Genomic DNA, 15,370 nt, shown 5'->3' with positions numbered 1-15,370 from the left:
ATACCGGGCGCGCGACCAGGACCGCCATGCCGCGGAGACCAAGCGCGGGCCATGCAATCGATTGCACACCAACGTCGTACGTGTCGGATGGAAATGTACGAATTTTGCAACAACTGCCTTTCAGGCCGCGTTATCAGGTGGTCCGGCCACCCTGGCATCCCGGGCGGCGATGTTAAGAAAACGTTTTCAAACATTATCGGCGGGAAGTCGTTGATTTGATAATGAAAACGTTTTCGCGACATCCATCGCGCTGTAGGCCGCGGCATGCCGGAGCGGTACCGCCCCGCCGCAATCTCGTCGGAAAGCCACATGAATGAACAATATTTTTCCGCTCATTCGATTGACCGATGGTTGCGCTAACTCTACTCTCTTCGCATGAGTTCGCCTAAGCGCATGCCTTGTCAAACGCGTGACGACCAGGGCGAACACGTTCCGGACATAAAAACCAGCCGGAGCGGGTGAATTCAGCACCACCACAGACGCCGCAACAAGGCGTTCCACGAAGAGAAGAGGAGACACCGTGTTACACCCACATCGCAGGGGCGCCCCGCGTCCCGCTACCCGCCTGCGCCTGGTCACTCTGGCCGTGGCAGGCGCCTGCGCCACCCTCGTTGCACCGGCCTACGCCCAGGAAGCGGCCACCGCCACCACGGCCACCGCCACCACGCCCCTGACGGAAGCCCCGGCCGCCACCGTCGTCGTGACGGGCCTGCGCGCCAGCATGCAGTCCACGCTGAACCTGAAGCGGGGTTCGGACGGCATCGTCGACGGCATCGTGGCCGACGATATCGGCAAGTTCCCGGACACCAACCTGGCCGAATCGCTGCAGCGCATCAGCGGCGTGTCGATCGATCGCAACCGCGGCGAGGGCGCGCAGGTTACCGTGCGCGGCGTGGGCCCGGACCTGAACATGGTGCTGCTCAACGGCCGCCAGATGCCCACCTCGAACCTGGGCGACCTGGCCGGCCGCGCGTTCGACTTCTCGAACCTGGCCTCCGAGTCCGTGTCGCAGATCCAGGTGTACAAGAGCGCGCGCGCCGATACGCCGCCGGGCGGCATCGGCGCCACCATCAACATCATGACGGCGCGCCCGCTGGACATCGGCAAGCAGGCCAGCGTGGGCGTGAAGGCCGTCTACGATACGTCCAACGACAACCTGCCGCAGGAAGACAAGGCGAAGCATTCCTACACGCCGGAAATCTCCGGCATCTACAGCACCACCTGGGCCGATGGCATGTTCGGCGTGGCCGTCAGCGCCAGCTACCAGGAGCGCAACCTGGGCGTGAACACGGCCTCGATCACCAATGGCTGGAAGGGCCCGTACCTCGGCAGCCAGACCGGCACCGGCACCATCCCCCAGGCCGGCGAGACCGGCTTCGGCGACATCACCAACCGCCCGGACGCAAGCGACGTGTACTCGGTGCCGCAGAATATCTCGTACTTCATGCGCGGCTCGCAGCGCCAGCGTACCAACGGCCAGCTGACGTTCCAGTTCCGCCCGCAGAAGGACCTGACCACCACGCTCGACTACACCTACTCGCAGAACAAGGTGCAGACCAAGTACCACGAGCTGTCCGCGTGGTTCAACTTCGGCCCGTCCGTCAGCAAGTGGACGGATGGCCCGATCGCCTCGCCGCTGTACTACCAGGAGAACGTGGCGAACCAGGACATCGCCATGAACGGCGGCGACTTCGCCACCAAGTCGGAAAACAATTCGCTGGGCTTCAACCTGCAGTGGAAGGCCACGCCGGACCTGCGCTTCACCTTCGATGCGCACCATTCCACCGCCGTGTCGAAGAAGGACAGCCCGTTCGGTTCCAATAACGACCTGGCCACCGTCAGCTTCAGCCGCGGCAACACGGGCGTGGACTTCACGCACGAGATGCCGGTGCTGTCGATCCAGGGCGCCGACTTCAACCGCGCGCCGATGCAGGTCTCCGGCTCGTGGTTCCAGGACGGCTACCAGAAGATGGAGATCGACCAGGCCCAGGGCGGCGGCCGCCTGAAACTGTTCGAGGCGTCGGAGCTGAACTTCGGCGTGTCGCTCACCAACGTGAAGAACCGCTCGGCGTTCCAGCAGGTGCAGCGCGATACCTGGGGCGGCGCCACCACGCCGGCCGACTATCCGCAGAGCCTGTGGCGCCTCGACTCGCTGGGCCAGTACTTCGACAAGCTGGGCGGCCACGACGATCCCGCGCTGTTCCAGCAGATCCACCTGTTCAACTTCGCGGCGATGCGCCAGCGCGCCTCCGATGCGACGGGCATGCCGGCTTCCTACCTGCCGAGCCTCGACAATCCGGACTACGACCGCCGCACCACGGAGAAGAGCCGCGCGCTGCACCTGCAGCTGAACACCGAGTGGGATTTCGCGATGCCGATGCACACCGGCGTGGGCTTCCGCTACGAGAAGACGGACGTGACGTCCACCGCGCTGTCGCAGACGGTGTCGGGCGTGAACTGGGTGTCGCAGAACGAGCTGCCGTACGTGTTCGGTACCAAGGACTTCATGACGCTGAAGGGCAAGTACCACCACTTCCTGCCGAGCGTCGACTGGGACATGGACGTGCGGCCGGACTTCAAGGTGCGCGCCAGCTATGGCCAGACGATCGGCCGGCCGCGCTATGACCAGATCCAGGGCGGCACGACGATCAACCCGACCGGCACCGTCAGCTACGGCACCGGCTCGCGCGGCAACCCGCAGCTCGAACCCGTCAAGTCGAAGAACATCGACCTGTCGGCCGAGTGGTACTACCAGCGCCAGAGCCTCGTCTCGCTGGGCGTGTTCCACAAGAGCCTGTCCAACTATGCGGGCCAGACGGTGCTGACGGAAACCTCCGGCAACGTGACGACGCCGGTGGGCGGCAAGTACTGGAACGCGGCGCTGGCGGCAGGCTGCATCGCCACGGACACCAACTGCCTGCGCGACTACATCCTCCGCAACTTCCGGGGCCAGCAGGGCGTCACGTACACCGGCGAGAACGCGCTGGGGCACGCCACCGGCACCATCTCGGGCATCCCGGGCGATCCGGCCGCGAAGTACCAGATCACCACGTTCGTCAACGAGAAGTCGGCCAACCTGAAGGGCGCCGAAGTCAACTGGCAGCACATGTTCGGCAGCACCGGCTTCGGCATCCAGGCCAACTACACCTACGTGAAGTCGAACCTGAAATACGACAACGCCAGTGCCGGCAACCAGTTCGCGCTGGTGGGCCTGTCCGATTCGGCCAATATCGTGGGGATCTACGAAGATGCCAAGTGGTCGATCCGCGCGGCCTACAACTGGCGCGACGAGTTCCTGTCCTCGGTCACGGACCAGGCGGGCGCCAATCCGCAATACGTGGAGCCGTATGGCCAGCTGGACCTGTCGATCGGCTACAACCTCACGCCGAACATCAGCCTGTCGCTGGAGGCGATCAACCTGAACGACGAAACGCAGCGCATCCATGGCCGCACCAAGTCGATGGTGCTGAATGCCACGCAGGGCGGACCGCGCTACATGGTGGGAGCGCGCTACAAGTTCTGACGCTCGTTTGAATGTCGCAGGCAAAAGCGGGGCCTTCGTGGCCCCGTTTTTTTTTGTGGTGTTTACCAGGTCACATCTGCTGGAACAGGTGCGTATTGCCGCGGCTGACCTCCAGCTCCTCGTGGAAATTCTTCACCCGCACCATCTGGCGGCCGCGCAGGTCGCGCGTCACTTCGGCGATCGCGTCCACGCGCACCAGCGTCGAGCGGTGGATGCGCCAGAACTCGTCCGGATCCAGTTCGTCCGCCAGTTCCTTCAGCGTCTTGCGGATCAGCACTTCGCCCGCCGCCGTCTGCACGCGCGTGTACTTGTCGTCGGCGCGGAAGAACAGGATCTCGCGCGTGCTGATCATGCGCAGGCTGTTGCCCACCTGGGCCTGCACCCAGTGCAGGTACTCGCGGCGGCCGGCCTTGTCGCGCTGGTCGAGCAGGCGCGCCAGCTGGCCGGCAATGTCGGGATGCTCGCCGCGGTGCTGGGCCAGGTGCGTTTTCAGACGCGCGCAGGTGGTGCGCAGCCGCTCGCCGCCCACCGGTTTCAGCAGATAATCCAGCGCGCCCTGTTCGAAGGCCTCGATCGCGTACTGGTCGTAGGCCGTCACGAACACGATGTGGCACCGGTCGAACAGCATGCGCGCGGCCTCGATGCCGGACAGGCCGGGCATGCGGATGTCGAGGAAGACGATGTCGGGCCGGTGCTGGCCGGCCAGCGCAATGGCTTCCAGTCCATTTTGGGCTTCGGCCACGATCTGCAGTTCGGGCCAGCATTCCAGCAGCCGCGCGCGCAGCATGGCGCGCATCGGTTCCTCGTCGTCCGCGATCAGTGCCGTGGCGGGCGTGCTCATGCCGCTTGCTCCATGAAGATGTCCGGCGCATAGGGCACCCGCACGGACGCCTTGCAGCCGCCTTCGGCCGGCGTTTCGATCAGCAGTGCGGCGCGCGTGCCGTAGACGAGCCTCAGGCGCTCGCGCACATTGGCCAGGCCGATGCCGTCGCCGGCGTAGCGCGAGAAGCCCACGCCGTCGTCCTGCACGTCCACCTGCAGTACGGCGCCGTCCACGAACGCGCGGATGTCGATGCGGCCGCCCTCGATCTTCGGCTCCAGGCCGTGCTTGATGGCGTTCTCGATCAGGATCTGCAGCGTCATCGGCGGGAACGTGGCGCTGGCCAGTTCCGGCGGCACGTCGATCGACACGGCCAGCCGCGTCTTCATGCGCGCCTGCATGATGGCGAGGTAGGAGCGGGACAGCGCGATCTGCCGTGCCAGCGTGCCGTTGCCACGGGCGCGCATCTGCGGCAGCGTCGAGCGCAGGTAGTCGATCAGGTGCTGGTGGATGCGCGCGGCCTGCGGCGGGTCCGTCTCGATCAGCTGGCCGATCAGTGCCAGCGTGTTGAACAGGAAGTGCGGCTCCACCTGCGCCTGCAGCGCGGCCATCTGCGCTTCCACCAGGCGGCGCTCCAGGCCTTCCGTGCCGGCCTGCGCGCTGGCGTCGCGTGCCTGCAGCTCGGCCTTGCGCTTGCCGCCCGCCAGCACCTTCAGGCCGAAGGAAATGACGATGAAGGCGAACGCCTGGTGCGGCATCACCACCGGCGTGCAGGCCAGCAGCAGCGCCAGCACCCACATGATGGAGAGCTGGCGGAACGGCACCTGCGCCAGCCAGTCGAAGAACTGCCACCACAGGGTGCTGGCCGTGTCGCCCAGGTCCCGCACGAATGCCAGTGCGCTGCGCGCGCCGCCTCCCATTGCTGCCTTCATCGCCGCTCCGCCCGGTTCATCAGTCGCCCGTTTTCTGCATCATTCTGCGCGCGTGTCGGCCGCCGGTGCCACGGGACGGTGGCGGCGCTGGTAGTGCGACCAGCCGAGCGCGCCCGCCACCAGCTTCACCAGCAGCAGCACCACGAACAGCGTCAGCGCCAGCGGCAGCACCGTCACGAACAGCGCCAGCAGCACGCACAGCGCCAGCAGGCCGGGCCACGGCATGCGGTTGATGCGCCGCGCGGCATGGCGCACGATGCGCGCCAGTTCGTCCGCCGCTTCACCGACCGATTCCATGAAAGTCTTGTTGATGGTTTTCATCGTGTCCTCCTCGTTGTGATGATGCCACTGTAGCGGCGCGCCGGGCCCATGCAAATGGCGATCCGACGAATGGGGCATTCGCGGGGGCGACTTGCATCGGCGGCGGACGAGTGGTGTGGCGACGGCGCAAGAAACATGCTGGATTTTCCATTAGGAATTTGACTTGGTGCAAATAAACATGCAATTATGCTATCCTATAGGAAAGCTTAGTTATTCAACCTGCAATCATCCAACGTACAACCCATGCTGCGGCCAAGCCGCGAAAGGAAACCATGTTCCGCACCAGCCTGACCGCGGCCTTCTTGGCCACCGCCTTCGCTTCCGTCCCTGCCCACGCCGCCGCCATCTCGCCGCTGACGGCCACGGAAGTACTGAACCAGTTCAACGTGGTGTCCCTCACGAACATCCATTCGCAGTCGCACATCGACGGCCGCACATGGGCAGGCGGCGCCGTGTCGGGCGGCGAATTCGGTGGCCACTGGTCGTCGACGCCGGCTTCGGCATATGCAGGCCTGACGGCGGCCGGCTCGGTCAGCAACGTCAAGGTGAACGGCGGCGGCGCCGTGGTGGGCGGTGCCATGTCCAACTCCACCGTCAATGCGGGCGCTTCGTATGTGGCGGGCGCGGCGTCGAACACCAACTTCAACGGCGCCATGTACGCGGCCGGCGGCTTTTCGGGTGGCCAGACCAACGGCGGCGTGATGAGCGCGACGGTCGCCACCGCCCTGTCCGGCGTGCAGGCGGCACAAACGACCGACTTCTCGCAGGTGCTCAATGGCCTGTCCACGTCGCTGTCGAAATTGTCGTCCACCGGCAGCAGCGTGGCCGTCAGCGGCAACAAGGCCACGTTCAACGCGGTGGCCAACGGCAGCGGCGTGGCCGTGTTCGACCTGACCGCCATCGACGAATCGCTGTTCAGGCTGGGCGAGTTCCAGTTCAACCTGAACGGCGCCAGCACCGTGATCTTCAATACCGACGTGACGACCGCCTCGATCGGCGCCAACTTCCTGGGCGGCAGCGCGCAGGCGATCGGCAGCAAGGCGATCTGGAACTTCTACGAAGCGACCAGCCTGAACATCACCGCCCAGTTCGGCGGCGCGATCCTGGCCACCGATGCCTACCTGAGCAACTCGCAGAACCTGGAAGGCGGCGTGTTCGTCAAGGAACTGGCGCAGGGCGCCGGCGAAATCCACCTGCAGCCGTTCACGGGCTACCTGCCGCCGGTTTCGGCGGTACCGGAACCAGGCAGCCTGGCGCTGTTCGCCGCCGGCCTGGCCGTGCTGGGCGGCCTGCAGCTGCGCCGCCGCCGTAAAGACATCTGATCGTTGTAACGACATCGGATCCGGAAGGCAGGGGACGTCAGCTCCCCGGCATCCGCACCGCCGCCAGCACCATCCGCACGATGGTCTCCTCGGCCGCGTCGAAATCGCGGCGGGTCAGCTGGCGGCGGCCCAGCACCAGTCCCATCTGCGCCGAAAAGTCCGCATACGACTGCGTCATCGCCCAGATGGCGAACAGCAGGTGCGTGGCATCGACGGGCGCGATGCGGCCCGCCGCGATCCACCGCTCGAACACGTCGATATCCCGCTTCAGCACCGGCACCACGCGCGCGCGGATCTGTTCACCGTACAGCTGCGCGCCGCCGATCACCTCCATCGCATACACGCGCGACGCATACGGCTGCTCGCGCGAGAAACGCAGCTTCGCCTGCACGTAGGCGCGCAGCACGTCGCCCGGCACCGAGTCCTCGTCCGCCTCGGCCAGGCTGGACATGCGCGCCAGCCAGTCGTCCAGCACATCGTCCAGCACGCGCTGATACAGCTCCTGCTTGGTGGGGAAGTAGTACATCAGGTTCTGCTTCGACAGGCCGGCGGCTTCCGCGATCGTGGCGACCGAGGCGCCTTCGTAGCCGCATTCGGCGAACACGCGCACGGCAACGGCGGCGATGTCCGCTTCCAGCCGGCTGCGGTTCAGCACGCGGCGGGTGGGGGTGTCACTGGCCATGGTCTCTCCAGACGGTGCGCAGGAAGTTGCGCAGCACCGCTTCGTGGGCGAACGCCACGTTGAAGCGGAACCACACGCTGGCGCTGTCGCGCAGCAGGAAGAATTCGTCCGGCGACAGCAGGATGCCGGCACGCAGCGCCTGGTCCGCGATGGCGCGCGCGTTGAAGGCAGGCGAGGGCGCCACCGGCCAGCCGGCGCTGACGAACATGCCGCCCCGGGGCCGCGCCACCGGCTGCAGGCCCGCTTCGGCCAGCGCATCGATGCTGCGCTCGCGGCCCGCTTCCAGCTGCGCCACCAGCTTCTCCACGGTGCGGCGGTAGGGGCGGGCCGTCACGGCGTGGTAGACCGCGCGTTCGTTCACCTCCGAGGTCGTCAGCCCCGTCAGCATCTTCACGCGCACCAGTTCCGGCAGCAGCGAGGCGGAGGCGCAGATCGAGCCCACGCGCAGCACCGGCGACAGCGTCTTGGAAAAACTGCCGACACGGATCACGCGGCGCAGCCCATCCATCGCCGCCAGCGACGCTTCGCCCTTGCCGGCCAGTTCGCGGTAGATATCGTCTTCCACCAGCCAGAAGTCGTGCTGCTCGGCCAGCGCCAGCAGCCGGTGCGCCTGCGCCTGCGACAGCGACGTGCCGAGGGGATTCTGCAGCACCGTGTTGACGAACATGAGCTTCGGCTGGCGCTCGCGGGCCAGTTCGGCCAGCACGTCCAGGTCCAGGCCCGCGTCGCCGCGCGGGATGCCGACCGCGTTGCAGCCATGATGCCGGATGAGCGAGAGCAGGTTGCTGTAGCCGGGGTCCTCGACCAGCACCGTGTCGCCCGGCCGCGTCAGCGTGCGCAGCACCAGGTCGAACGCGTGCGTGGCGCCATGCGTGAGCAGCACCTGGTCCGGCTCGACGGGGAACAGCTCTTCGGAGAGCGTGCTGGCCAGGTGCTGGCGCAGCGCCGGAAACCCCAGCGGATGGCCGTAGCCGCGCAGGCGGTTGGCGGGGATGCGCATCGCGTGGCGTACGGCATCCAGGATCGTATCGTCGCCATACCATTCGGGCGGCAGCCAGCCGGCGCCCACGGGCAGCGCATCGGACATGCCTGAGTACAGGTCGGAGGTCAGCGCATCCATCGTGACGGGTCCCGCGGCGGCGGCGGGCGGCAGTTGCGAGGGCACGTCCTGGCGGGCCACGTAGTAGCCGGAACCGCGCCGCGAGGACAGCAGGCCGAGCGTGACGAGCCGGTCGTAGGCCTCGACAACTGTAAAGGTACTCACGCCATTACACTTCGCGAACTGCCGCACGGAGGGCATTTTTGCACCGATCCGCAATTCCTTTCCCGAAATCATGCCGGTGAGAACCGTCACGATCTTTTCCACGAGACTGCCCTTGTCCGCCCGGGAAATCGGGATGACCGGCCACGAAACAACTCTTTTTGATGCTTCTGCGTTTTGATCTTGCGCAATGTTGCGGCTGACTGCCATCGGACCTTCCCCGTCAAACTGTAGTGGTTTTAAGACCTGTACGGTTGGAGCGCTTTCGCGATTGTGTATCTGTGCCAGCGCGGGTGGCGTGTCTATTATTGCATCAAGGTTTTGCCAACTGGTAAAGAATCGACTGGCATCGGCAAACAAATTCACGGGCAGCTGCAGCCCGACCCGCCCCACTGGAGACCACATGAACGAAACCCGTCCCGACTCCCTGGCATCGTTCTGGATGCCCTTCACGAACAACCGCGATTTCAAGGCGAGCCCGCGGCTGCTGGTCTCCGCGGCCGGCGTGCATTACCGGGACGTCGACGGCAATGCCATCCTCGATGGCACCGCGGGCCTGTGGTGCGTCCCTTGCGGCCACGCGCAGCCGAAGATCGTGGCGGCCGTGCGCGAGATGGTGGGGCAGCTCGATTTCGCGCCCACCTTCCAGATGGGCCACCCGGCCGCGTTCGAACTGGCCGACAAGCTGATGGCCTACACCAATCACCGCTACGGCCACGTGTTCTACACGAACTCCGGTTCCGAGGCAGTGGACACGGCGCTGAAGATCGCGCTGGCCTACCACCGCGCACGGGGCGAGGGCTCGCGTACCCGGCTGATCGGCCGCGAACGCGGGTACCACGGCGTGGGCTTCGGCGGCATTTCCGTCGGCGGCATCGCCGCGAACCGCAAGCCGTATGGCCCGCTGCTGCCCGGTGTCGATCACCTGCCGCACACGCACAACCTGGAGAAGAATGCCTTCACGCGCGGCGAGCCGGAATACGGCGCGCACCTGGCCGATGAACTGGAGCGCCTCGTCACGCTGCACGATGCGTCCATGATCGCCGCCGTGATCGTGGAACCCGTCGCCGGCTCCACCGGCGTGCTGGTTCCGCCGAAGGGCTACCTGAAGCGGCTGCGCGAGCTGTGCACGAAGCACGGCATCCTGCTGATCTTCGATGAAGTGATCACCGGCTTCGGCCGCATGACCACGCCGTTCGCCGCCGACTACTTCGACGTCGAGCCGGACATGATGACGACCGCCAAGGGCCTCACCAATGGCACCGTGCCGATGGGCGCCGTGTTCACCAAGGCCTTCCTGCACGACGCGTTCCTGGATGCGCCGGCCGGCATCGAGCTGTTCCACGGCTACACGTACTCCGGCCACCCGCTGGCCTGCGCGGCCTCGCTCGCCACGCTGGAAGTGTTCGAGGAACAGGACATCCTCGGCCATGCGAAAGGCCTGCAGGACTACTGGGCCGACGCGGTGTATTCGCTGAAGGACTTGCCGCACGTGATCGACCTGCGCGTGATCGGCCTGATCGCCGGCATCGAGCTCGCATCGATTCCCGGCAAGCCCGGCGCGCGTGCCTATGCCGCGTTCAAGCAGGCGTTTGCCGACGGGGTGCTGATCCGCGTGACGGGCGACATCATCGCGCTGTCTCCCCCGCTGGTGTTCGAGAAACAGCATATCGACGAGCTGTTCGGCAAGCTGGCCAAGGTGTTGAAGGGGCTGGATTAACCGCAGCGGCGGATTCGCCGGAATGAGTCGCAGCGGTGGATCCGCCGGGGTCTGGCTCCGCTGGCAACGTGCTTGACCGAAGTCGGCGGCAGTGGCTGCGGTGCCTGACCCCAGCCTTTGGGCGAGGACCGTAGAGCAGCCGGGGTCTGGCTCCGCCGGCAACGTGCTTGACCGAAGTCGGCGGCAGTGGCCGCGGTGCCTGACCCCAGCCTTCAACGCAAGTTCGCGCGGTGCAGGAGCGCGAAGTAAAAGCTGGGGTCAGGCACCGCAGCACAGGCAACGTGTAACAGCGCAGGCAAACAGTGGCGGAGCCAGACCCCGTGGCGCCACCGCCACGGGCCATTGCCCACATCATCACAACGCAGGATCACCAACCGAGGCACCCATGAGCACCCTGGACACCATCACCCACTTCATCAACGGCGCCAAGTCCGATACCACGAGCGGCCGCTACGCCGATGTCTTCAACCCCGCCCTCGGCGAACCGGTGGCCCGCGTGGCGCTGGGTACGGCGGAAGAAGTGGATGCCGCCGCACGCGCCGCCAGGGAAGCCTTTGCTGCCTGGGCCAACACGCCGCCGCTGGGCCGTGCCCGCGTGCTGGCAAAGTACCTGCAACTGTGCCAGGACCACACGGAGGAATTCGCGGCCATGCTGACCCGTGAGCACGGCAAGACGCTGGCCGATGCGCGCGGTGAGGTGGCGCGCGGCATCGAAGTCGTCGAGTTCGCGCTCGGCATTCCGCAACTGCTCAAAGGCGAATTCACCGACCAGATCGCGCGCGGCATCGATGCGTGGTCGATGCGCCAGCCGCTCGGCGTCGTGGCCGGCATCACGCCGTTCAACTTCCCCGTGATGGTGCCGATGTGGATGTTCCCCGTGGCGCTCGCCTGCGGCAATACCTTCATCCTGAAACCCTCCGAACGCGATCCGTCGCCGGCGCTGCTGCATGCGCAGTTGCTGAAGCAGGCGGGCCTGCCGGACGGCGTGTTCAACGTGGTCCAGGGCGACAAGCTGGTGGTCGACGCCTTGCTGGAACACCCGTCCGTTCAGGCGGTCAGCTTCGTGGGCTCGACGCCGATCGCCGAATACATCTATGCGAAAGGCAGTGCCAACGGCAAGCGCGTCCAGGCCCTGGGCGGTGCGAAAAACCATATGGTCGTGATGCCCGATGCGGATATGGAGATGGCCGTCGATGCATTGATGGGCGCCGCGTTTGGTTCGGCCGGCGAACGCTGCATGGCGATCTCCGTCGTCGTCGCGATCGGTGATGCGGGCGACAAGCTCGTGAGCGCACTGCAACAGCGCACGGCTGCACTGAAAGTACGCGACGGCGCGGCGCACGATGCCGAGATGGGTCCTGTCGTCACGCTTGCGGCGAAGGGGCGCATCGAGCGCCTGATCGGCAGCGGCGTGGAGCAGGGCGCCCAGCTGCTCGTCGATGGCCGCAACTACCAGGTGGCCGACCGGCCCAACGGCTTCTTCGTGGGCGGCACGCTGTTCGATCACGTGACGGAGGACATGACCATCTACAAGGAAGAGATCTTCGGTCCCGTGCTGTGCGTGATGCGGCTGCCGGACGTGGGCACCGCCGTGGAACTCATCAACCGCAACGAATACGGCAACGGCGTGGCGATCTTCACGCGCGATGGCGGCGTGGCGCGCGAGTTCGTGCGGCAGATCGAAGTGGGCATGGTGGGGGTGAACGTGCCGCTGCCGGTACCGATGGCGTTCAACAGTTTCGGCGGCTGGAAGCGCAGCCTGTTCGGCGACCACCATGCCTACGGTCCCGAGGGCGTGCGCTTCTACACGCGCCACAAGGCCGTGATGCAGCGCTGGCCCGCATCGGTCAACAGCACTGCCAGCGCTGGCGCGGAATTTGCATTCCCTCAAATGAAGTAAAGGCAGTTTCGACGCCCGGGACTGCTGCGCACCGGGGGCCGTCCCGCCGGGTTTTGCCCCATCGAGGACTGACCCCGGCCCTTTGCCCGCACAGTGAAGTCTCAACAGGATTCAGGATTCAAGCCACCAAGCCAGGAACCCCAGCCATGCTCGATTCACTCAATTACATCCCGCACGCCAGCGCCTCCAACGCGGAACTGGCCACGCACTTCACCGACCTGATGCCGCCGCTGAACGCGCGCCAGGCCGCGATCGAAAGCGCGCGCTGCCTGTACTGCTACGACGCGCCGTGCACGCGCATCTGCCCGTCCGATATCGACGTGGCCAGCTTCATCCGCAATATCCACGACCGCAATGTCGACGGCGCCGCCATTGGCATCCTGAAACAGAACATCTTCGGCGGCAGCTGTGCACGCGTCTGTCCCACCGAGATCCTGTGCGAGGATGCCTGCGTGCGCAATCACGATGCGGAAGGCCAGCCGGTGAAGATCGCGCTGCTGCAGCGCTACGCACTCGATAACATGAGCTTTACCGAGCAGCCGTTCCAGCGCGCCCGGTCCACCGGCAAGACGGTCGCCGTCGTCGGCGCCGGTCCCGCGGGCCTGTCGTGCGCGCACCGTCTCGCCATGCTGGGCAACGATGTCGTCGTCTTCGAAGCGCAGGAAAAGGCCGGCGGCCTGAACGAATACGGCATCGCCAAGTACAAGCTCACGGAAGATTTCGCGCAGCGCGAAGTGAACTTCCTGCTGTCGATCGGCGGCATCGAAGTGCGCCACGGCCAGCGCCTGGGCGACAACCTGCACCTGAAGGACCTGCACGCGAATTACGACGCCGTGTTCCTGGGCCTGGGCCTGGGCGCCAGCCGCAAGCTGGGCCTGACGGGCGAGGAAGCCGCCGGCCTGCTGGCGGCCGTGGATTACATCGCCGAACTGCGCCAGGCCCGCGACCTGGCCGCGCTGCCGGTGCCGAAGCGCGCCATCGTCATCGGTGCCGGCAACACGGCGATCGACATGGCCGTGCAGATCGGGCGCCTGGGTGCCGAGGAAGTCACGCTGGTCTACCGCCGCGGCTTCGATGCGATGACGGCCACGCACCATGAGCAGGACATCGCCAAGGCCAACCAGGTGCGCATGGTCACGTGGGCCCAGCCGCTGGCCGTGCTGCTCGACGGCTTCGGCCGCGTGAGGGGCATGCGCTTCGAAAAGACCCGCCTCGATGGCGGCCGCCTGGCCGGCACGGGCGAAACCTTCGAAATCGCGGCGGACGCCATCTTCAAGGCGATCGGGCAGACGATGGACGACGGCTCGCTGGCCGATCCGCTGGCCACGCTGCTGCAGCGCGACGGCGACCGCATCCACGTCGACGAACACTTCCGCACCGTCCTGCCGGGCATCTATGCGGGCGGCGACTGCGTGGCACCGGGGCAGGACCTGACGGTGCAGGCGGTCCAGCACGGCAAACTCGCGGCCATGGCGATCCATGCCGACATCCTGATGAAACTGGAGGCAGCATAATGAGTACCTTCGCGAGCAGCGGCGCCGATCTGAGCATCGACTTCTGCGGCATCAAGTCGCCGAATCCGTTCTGGCTGGCCTCCGCGCCGCCCACCGACAAGGCCTACAACGTGATCCGCGCCTTCGAAGCCGGCTGGGGCGGTGTCGTGTGGAAGACGCTGGGCGAGGATCCGCCGGCCGTCAACGTGTCGTCGCGCTACTCCGCCATCTACGGCAAGAACCGCGAGGTCATCGGCTTCAACAACATCGAGCTGATCACGGACCGCGCGCTGGACATCAACCTGCGCGAGATCACCGCCGTCAAGGAAGCCTGGCCGGACCGCGCCATCGTCGTCTCGCTGATGCTGCCTTGCGAGGAGCACTACTGGGCCGATATCCTGCCGAAGGTCGAAGCGACGGGTGCCGACGGCATCGAGCTCAATTTCGGCTGCCCGCATGGCATGCCGGAGCGGGGCATGGGCGCTGCCGTCGGCCAGGTGCCGGAGTATGTGCAGATGGTTACCGCATGGTGCAAGAAGCACAGCCGCCTGCCCGTCATCGTCAAGCTCACGCCGAACATCACGGACGTGCGCCAGCCGGCGCGTGCGGCGCAGAAGGGCGGCGCGGATGCCGTCTCGCTGATCAACACGATCAACTCGATCACGTCGATCGACCTGGACCGGATGGTGGCACTGCCCGTCGTTGGCGGCGCCAGCACGCACGGCGGCTACTGCGGCACGGCCGTGAAGCCGATCGCGCTGAACATGGTGGCCGAGATCGCCCGCGATCCCGAGACGCTGGGCCTGCCCATCTCCGGCATCGGCGGCATCAACAACTGGCGCGACGCGGCCGAGTTCATCTCGCTGGGCGCCGGCTGCGTGCAGGTGTGCACGGCGGCGATGCTGCATGGCTTCCGCATCGTCGAAGAGATGAAGGACGGCCTGGCGCGCTGGATGGAGTCCAAAGGCTACCGCACGATCGAGGACTTCCGCGGCCAGGCCGTGCCGCACACGACGGACTGGAAGTACCTGGACATGAACTTCAAGACGATCGCGCACATCAGCCAGGCGGACTGCATCGGCTGCGGGCGCTGCCACGTGGCGTGCGAGGACACGTCGCACCAGGCCATTGCCCGGCTGGTGGACGAAGCGACGGGCAAGCGCACCTACGAGGTCATCGAGGAAGAGTGCGTGGGCTGCAACCTGTGCGAGATCACCTGCCCGGTACAGAACTGCATCACGATGCTGCCGCAGCAGACTGGCAAGCCATACATGAACTGGACGCAGGATCCGCGCAATCCCCGCGCCGAGAAGGTGCCCACCGCCGCGTGAATTTTGGGGTCTGTCCCCGGCCGTTCGGGGACTGACCCCGATGTCTGCGAAAGTCATCGGCTCGT

Annotated in this window: 11 protein-coding genes; 6 read left to right on the top strand and 5 right to left on the bottom strand. The window is 66.1% G+C overall.

Translation table 11 applies throughout. The features are described 5' to 3' along the window. The first annotated feature begins 520 nt into the window (after nt 1–520). Nucleotides 521–3,523 (top strand): TonB-dependent receptor, encoded by a 3,003-nt coding sequence (locus IP91_RS17185; protein ID WP_145650323.1) that lies wholly within the window; start codon nt 521–523, stop codon nt 3,521–3,523. Between the two features lie 70 nt (nt 3,524–3,593). On the opposite strand, the gene IP91_RS17180 is transcribed toward IP91_RS17185, so the two are convergent. From IP91_RS17180 to IP91_RS17170, 3 genes are read right to left on the bottom strand one after another with little or no spacing between them, the layout of a single operon-like run. Next, on the bottom strand, nt 3,594–4,364 hold the full coding sequence (locus IP91_RS17180) for a LytR/AlgR family response regulator transcription factor (protein WP_145650322.1): 771 nt from the start codon (nt 4,362–4,364) through the stop codon (nt 3,594–3,596). After that, nucleotides 4,361–5,275 (bottom strand): sensor histidine kinase, encoded by a 915-nt coding sequence (locus tag IP91_RS17175; RefSeq protein ID WP_145650321.1) that lies wholly within the window; start codon nt 5,273–5,275, stop codon nt 4,361–4,363. Before IP91_RS17175 ends, IP91_RS17180 begins: the two co-directional genes overlap by 4 nt. A 39-nt stretch (nt 5,276–5,314) precedes the next feature. Further along, nucleotides 5,315–5,596 (bottom strand): hypothetical protein, encoded by a 282-nt coding sequence (locus IP91_RS17170; protein WP_199754633.1) that lies wholly within the window; start codon nt 5,594–5,596, stop codon nt 5,315–5,317. Nucleotides 5,597–5,868: 272 nt separating this feature from the next. Here IP91_RS17170 and IP91_RS17165 point away from each other — a divergent pair, with 272 nt between their 5' ends. Continuing rightward, nucleotides 5,869–6,918 (top strand): choice-of-anchor A family protein, encoded by a 1,050-nt coding sequence (locus IP91_RS17165; protein ID WP_145650320.1) that lies wholly within the window; start codon nt 5,869–5,871, stop codon nt 6,916–6,918. 37 nt (nt 6,919–6,955) lie between these two features. On the opposite strand, the gene IP91_RS17160 is transcribed toward IP91_RS17165, so the two are convergent. After that, nucleotides 6,956–7,600, bottom strand: coding sequence for a TetR/AcrR family transcriptional regulator (locus IP91_RS17160; RefSeq protein ID WP_145650319.1), 645 nt, complete (start codon nt 7,598–7,600; stop codon nt 6,956–6,958). Further along, nucleotides 7,590–9,071 carry an aminotransferase-like domain-containing protein gene (locus tag IP91_RS17155; protein ID WP_145650318.1) on the bottom strand — a complete coding sequence of 494 codons (1,482 nt, stop codon included), beginning with the start codon at nt 9,069–9,071 and terminating at the stop codon, nt 7,590–7,592. Before IP91_RS17155 ends, IP91_RS17160 begins: the two co-directional genes overlap by 11 nt. Before the next feature lie 193 nt (nt 9,072–9,264). On the opposite strand from IP91_RS17155, the gene aptA reads away from it, so the two are divergent. The 4 genes from aptA to preA all read left to right on the top strand — a co-directional run bounded on the left by aptA (nt 9,265) and on the right by preA (nt 15,305). Further along, the gene (gene aptA / locus IP91_RS17150) at nt 9,265–10,581 is read left to right on the top strand and encodes an omega-aminotransferase AptA (protein ID WP_145650317.1); all 1,317 of its coding nucleotides are present in this window, start codon (nt 9,265–9,267) and stop codon (nt 10,579–10,581) included. Nucleotides 10,582–10,966: 385 nt separating this feature from the next. Continuing rightward, a complete protein-coding gene (locus IP91_RS17145) occupies nt 10,967–12,481 on the top strand; it encodes a CoA-acylating methylmalonate-semialdehyde dehydrogenase (protein ID WP_145650316.1) in 1,515 nt (504 codons plus the stop codon). Nucleotides 12,482–12,627: 146 nt separating this feature from the next. Then, the gene (locus IP91_RS17140; RefSeq protein WP_145650315.1) at nt 12,628–13,995 is read left to right on the top strand and encodes an NAD(P)-dependent oxidoreductase; all 1,368 of its coding nucleotides are present in this window, start codon (nt 12,628–12,630) and stop codon (nt 13,993–13,995) included. Further along, nucleotides 13,995–15,305 (top strand): NAD-dependent dihydropyrimidine dehydrogenase subunit PreA, encoded by a 1,311-nt coding sequence (preA, locus tag IP91_RS17135; protein ID WP_145650314.1) that lies wholly within the window; start codon nt 13,995–13,997, stop codon nt 15,303–15,305. The genes IP91_RS17140 and preA overlap by 1 nt, the downstream gene beginning before the upstream one ends. Nucleotides 15,306–15,370 lie beyond the last annotated feature (65 nt).

Source organism: Pseudoduganella lurida (assembly GCF_007830455.1).
Lineage (GTDB): Bacteria > Pseudomonadota > Gammaproteobacteria > Burkholderiales > Burkholderiaceae_D > Rugamonas > Rugamonas lurida.
Note: the sequence above shows the minus strand (reverse complement) of the source record. Positions and strands in the feature narration are given on the sequence as shown.